This is a genomic window from Geobacillus sp. Manikaran-105 (assembly GCF_002809955.1).
Classification (GTDB): domain Bacteria; phylum Bacillota; class Bacilli; order Bacillales; family Anoxybacillaceae; genus Geobacillus; species Geobacillus thermophilus.
Genome location: NZ_PIJG01000092.1, coordinates 1 through 4,327, shown reverse-complemented (window position 1 = coordinate 4,327; position 4,327 = coordinate 1). Strand labels below are relative to the sequence as shown.

The window sequence follows — 4,327 nt, the reverse complement described above, 5'->3', positions numbered from 1 at the left end:
CCACCTCTCGTTTGTCCACAGGTCTTGGATGATCGAGCCCACCCCCCGTCCCTCCAAGGTCTGCATCCACCAAACCGCCCGTTCTGTTCTTGCGTTCCCTACAGGGCCGATGATCCCCCACCTTCTCGCCGCCGCGTGATGCAAGCGAGAGAGATTCCGTAAAAATCGTCGGACATAAAACAAGATGACCTCCTTGGTGGGAAAAACAACCTGTTTGGTCTTCGCTCCTTGCCTTGGCGTTTCGAACCATGCTTTGACCGCTTGCCAAATAACCGATCGTGTAGTGACCGCGAAACAAAAACGAAAAAAAGAAACTGATGCTTATTCAGTGACATTGCCTAGTTTTTTTGAAGAAGAACCAAAACTAGAAATCCGCTTGAAGCAGCCGGTGGAAGTGACAGAACTGTTCGGCCGAAAAAAAACGGTGCGAAAGCTATATGTTACAGTTGATGACATCCATGGCTTTTATGACAATTTGTTGGAAAACACCAAGCGATTGCTTCACATGAATAAAGAAATCGGCTCCGCGAATCCGCGATGAGCCGATTTTTTTGATTCGACTAACCTTTTTTCATCATGTAGTGCTCCATGGCCTGCTGCAGCCATTGTCCCTCTTTCTTTGTGAAAGGAGACGGCATCCAGTTGAGCACTTCGGCATCTCGCCCCATCTCCTCCACACGTTCAAGTTGTCCAAGCGTTTGCGTCATATCGGGACCAACAAACGTCAATCATATACTGTTCGATTCATGTTTTCACCTCTGGATGACCCACAGGAATGCCTGGCAACTGCTTTGTTTTTTGGATCAGGTGAACCCATTCTTGATCTATAGCCCTCATCTCTGCCTCGGACTGATGACATAACGACTGGATCAGTTCTTTCGGCACATATTGTTCGAGCCACTGCCGCTGTTCTTTCACCGTTTGCAGGTTATGGATGAGGTCCATCATCATCCCAACGAGAAGAACCCCATCGTTTTATATGTAGTTCAATAGTTCACGCGGCGCAAAATCATTGATGTTCTGCAATTCTTCCTTACTCCACCATTTTACCTGTTGCCATGCCTCCTTTTCCTCTTTCGTCATATTTTCGAACGATAATCTAGTGTCCGATGGAATCACAATTTTGTAATAAATCTCACGACTAATAAAAGGACCTTGTTTCCCTTCGATCCATACATCCAGTTGGAATAGGGGCTCGCCGAGAAGGTCGACAACAATGCCTAGTTCTTCGTATAACTCCCTTTTTAACGCTTCCCCCGGCGTCTCGTTTTCTTCAATCCCTCCCCCTGGAGTCACCCATAACACTTTGTTTCCTACCACATCCCGAAATTCAAATCTCTGAAGAAGAATTTCATTCCGTTCATTGATGATTACGGCTCTAGAACATTTGCGTATGTTCATGAAACGCTGCCCCCTATATCAATGATCATTTTCAGCTAGACAAAGTCATCAGTCTCATGGTGAGAGAATCGTAGCATGGCACTCGCGATGCATAGAATTCCATCGTATTCTCCATTGTCCTTCATTATTGTTCTCGCAACAAGACACGAATGGCCCAAACCGCGACATCCTGATTCACTCGTGAGTGTTGATTCCGTTTTGATTTCCTCATCCCCCAGCTTTATGTTATCTCCTTTTGATCTAGTACTATTTTATCCTATTTAGTAATATTTCCCCTAGCTCTTCGCAAAATCAGTTTTTACGGTGAAGATTTTCTTTGCCTATGCAGCCGTTTGGTATTCTACAAAAACGAGGCAGAGGGAATCTTCTCCCTCTGCCTTGTTTTTCTTCCCTTTATTAAGCGGTGACCGATTCCCTTGCTTTTTTCACCAGATCAAAGCGGTCGGCGTTCATGATTTTCACCCAAGCGTTGATGAAATCACGGACGAATTTTTCTTGGTTGTCGTCTTGGGCGTAAAATTCCGCGTAGGAACGAAGGATCGAGTTGGCTCCGAAAATAAGGTCAACCCGGGTGGCCGTCCACCGCACTTCGCCCGTTTTCCGGTCGCGGATTTCATAAATGCCGCTGTCTGTCGGCACCCATTCATAGTTCATGTCGACTAAGTTGACAAAGAAGTCGTTCGTCAGCACCCCGATGCGGTCAGTGAAGACGCCATGAGGCAGATCGCGATAGTTCGCGCCCAATACCCTCAGACCGCCGATGAGCACGGTCATCTCAGGTGCGGTCAACCCTAGAAGCTGCGCTTTGTCGATGAGCAGCTCTTCCGGACCGACGCTGTACTCTTTCTTTGGATAGTTGCGGAAGCCATCGGCGAACGGTTCGAGCACCGCAAAGCTCTGGACATCGGTTTGCTCTTGTGTCGCATCGCCCCGTCCTGGAATAAACGGCACTTTGACATCAAAGCCGGCGTCGCGGGCTGCCTTTTCCACCGCAGCGCTGCCGCCAAGGACGATCAAGTCGGCGATGCTTACTTTTTTCGGCAGTTCGCGCTGGATGTCCTCGTAGACGGACAGCACTTTGGCGAGCCGCTCCGGTTCGTTCACTTCCCAGTCTTTTTGCGGCGCGAGACGAATGCGGGCGCCGTTGGCTCCGCCGCGCTTATCCGAGTTGCGGAACGTGCTGGCCGAGGCCCAAGCTGTTTTCACAAGTTCACTGACCGTCAGTCCGGAGTTCAAAATTTTGGCTTTGATTTCTTCAATTTCCGCTTCTGTCAATTCGTAATCGACTTCTGGAATCGGATCTTGCCAGATGAAATCTTCTTTCGGAACTTCCGGGCCGAGATATCTCGTTTTCGGTCCCATATCCCTATGGGTAAGCTTGAACCATGCCCGGGCAAACGCCTCCGCAAATTCTTCTGGATTTTGATGGAATCGGCGGGCGATTTTTTCGTATTCCGGGTCAAACCGAAGCGCCAAATCGGTCGTCATCATCATCGTCGGAACTTTTTTCGACGGATCCTCGGCATCCGGAGCCAAGTCTTTTTCATCCGGGTCGACCGCCATCCATTGCCATGCCCCGGCTGGGCTTTTCGTCAGCCACCAGTCATAGCCAAACAGCATGTCAAAGTACGACGTATCCCACTGGGTTGGCGTCGGCGTCCAAGCGCCTTCAATGCCGCTTGTGATCGTATCGCTCCCTTTCCCTTTTCCGTAAGAGCTGATCCATCCCAGCCCTTGCGCTTCAATCGGGGCGGCTTCCGGCTCGGGACCGACGTGCGTGGCAGGGCCGGCGCCGTGCGCTTTTCCGAACGTATGACCGCCGGCGATCAAGGCGACCGTTTCTTCATCGTTCATCCCCATGCGGCGGAACGTCTCGCGAATATCGCGCGCCGCTGCTTTTGGATCCGGCTTGCCGTCCGGCCCTTCTGGGTTGACGTAGATTAACCCCATTTGCACCGCGGCGAGCGGGTTTTCGAGCTCGCGATCACCGGAATAGCGTTCAGAGGCGAGCCACTCTTTTTCCGATCCCCAATAAACGTCTTCTTCCGGATGCCAGACGTCAACGCGGCCGCCGCCGAATCCAATCGTTTTTCCACCCATCGATTCAATAGCGACATTGCCCGCCAAAATGAACAAATCGGCCCAAGAGATTTTGTTCCCGTATTTCTTTTTGATCGGCCATAACAACCGCCGCGCTTTATCCAAGTTGGCGTTGTCCGGCCAGCTGTTTAACGGGGCAAAGCGCTGCGTGCCGGTCGAAGCGCCGCCACGGCCGTCGCCGATGCGGTACGTGCCAGCTGAATGCCAGGCCATGCGGATAAACAACGGCCCGTAATGGCCATAGTCGGCCGGCCACCAGTCTTGGCTTTCCGTCATCAGTTTGCGCAAATCTTCTTTGAGCGCCCAATAGTCTAGTTTTTGAAACTCCTCAGCATAGTTGAACTCTTCATCATGAGGATTCGTTTTTCGGTCATGTTGATGGAGAATGCTTAAGTTCAGCTGATTCGGCCACCAGTCTTTGTTCATCGTTCGATTCGAAGACTGATTCGTTACGCTTCCGTGAAACGGACATTGGGCTGCATTCTGACGATTTTGATTTTCCATTCTCCTGTTCTCCTTTCCCTTAATTAACAAAAAATAGGAATTCCATCATTACCATTTCTAACTGTTTTGTTGCCAGTCAAAAATGATAATGATTTGTACATTAGAATTATACTAAATTTATATTTGATAGTAAATAATAAAAGATACCTTTTATTATTTTGTAACTATTCAGCCACATCATAAAGTGAGCTGAATATTTTCTTCTTTCCTTGTCTATGATGTGGTCTATGATGTGAATATTGATAGACAAGGAGGTGAATCGCATGTTGATGGTACAACAAGCTGTATTTACAGTTGAGAGCTTAATCGGCAAAGTTCAACA

The 4,327-nt window shown here is 49.1% G+C and carries 4 protein-coding genes; 1 reads left to right on the top strand and 3 read right to left on the bottom strand.

Features of this window, described 5'->3' with window-relative positions; all coding sequences use genetic code 11:
- Positions 1-196 precede the first annotated feature (196 nt).
- Positions 197-541, top strand: coding sequence for a hypothetical protein (locus CV945_RS16340; RefSeq protein WP_232722289.1), 345 nt, complete (start codon positions 197-199; stop codon positions 539-541).
- Positions 542-744: 203 nt separating this feature from the next.
- Here the strand turns inward: CV945_RS16340 and CV945_RS16330 are convergent, their stop codons facing one another.
- From CV945_RS16330 to katG, 3 genes are all read right to left on the bottom strand, one after another.
- On the bottom strand, positions 745-948 hold the full coding sequence (locus tag CV945_RS16330) for a hypothetical protein (RefSeq protein WP_223812632.1): 204 nt from the start codon (positions 946-948) through the stop codon (positions 745-747).
- 27 nt (positions 949-975) lie between these two features.
- Positions 976-1,401, bottom strand: a complete 426-nt coding sequence (locus CV945_RS16325; RefSeq protein ID WP_042381134.1) for an NUDIX hydrolase — start codon at positions 1,399-1,401, stop codon at positions 976-978.
- Positions 1,402-1,797: 396 nt separating this feature from the next.
- A complete protein-coding gene (gene katG / locus CV945_RS16320) occupies positions 1,798-4,005 on the bottom strand; it encodes a catalase/peroxidase HPI (RefSeq protein WP_100660168.1) in 2,208 nt (735 codons plus the stop codon).
- Between the last annotated feature and the right edge of the window lie 322 nt (positions 4,006-4,327).

What these genes read in the sequence shown, in the direction of transcription:
- CV945_RS16325 (WP_042381134.1), bottom strand. Translation starts at nt 1,401, where the DNA reads ATGAACATACGCAAATGTTCTAGAGCCGTAATCATCAATGAACGGAAT.
- CV945_RS16330 (WP_223812632.1), bottom strand. Translation starts at nt 948, where the DNA reads ATGATGGACCTCATCCATAACCTGCAAACGGTGAAAGAACAGCGGCAG.
- katG (WP_100660168.1), bottom strand. Translation starts at nt 4,005, where the DNA reads ATGGAAAATCAAAATCGTCAGAATGCAGCCCAATGTCCGTTTCACGGA.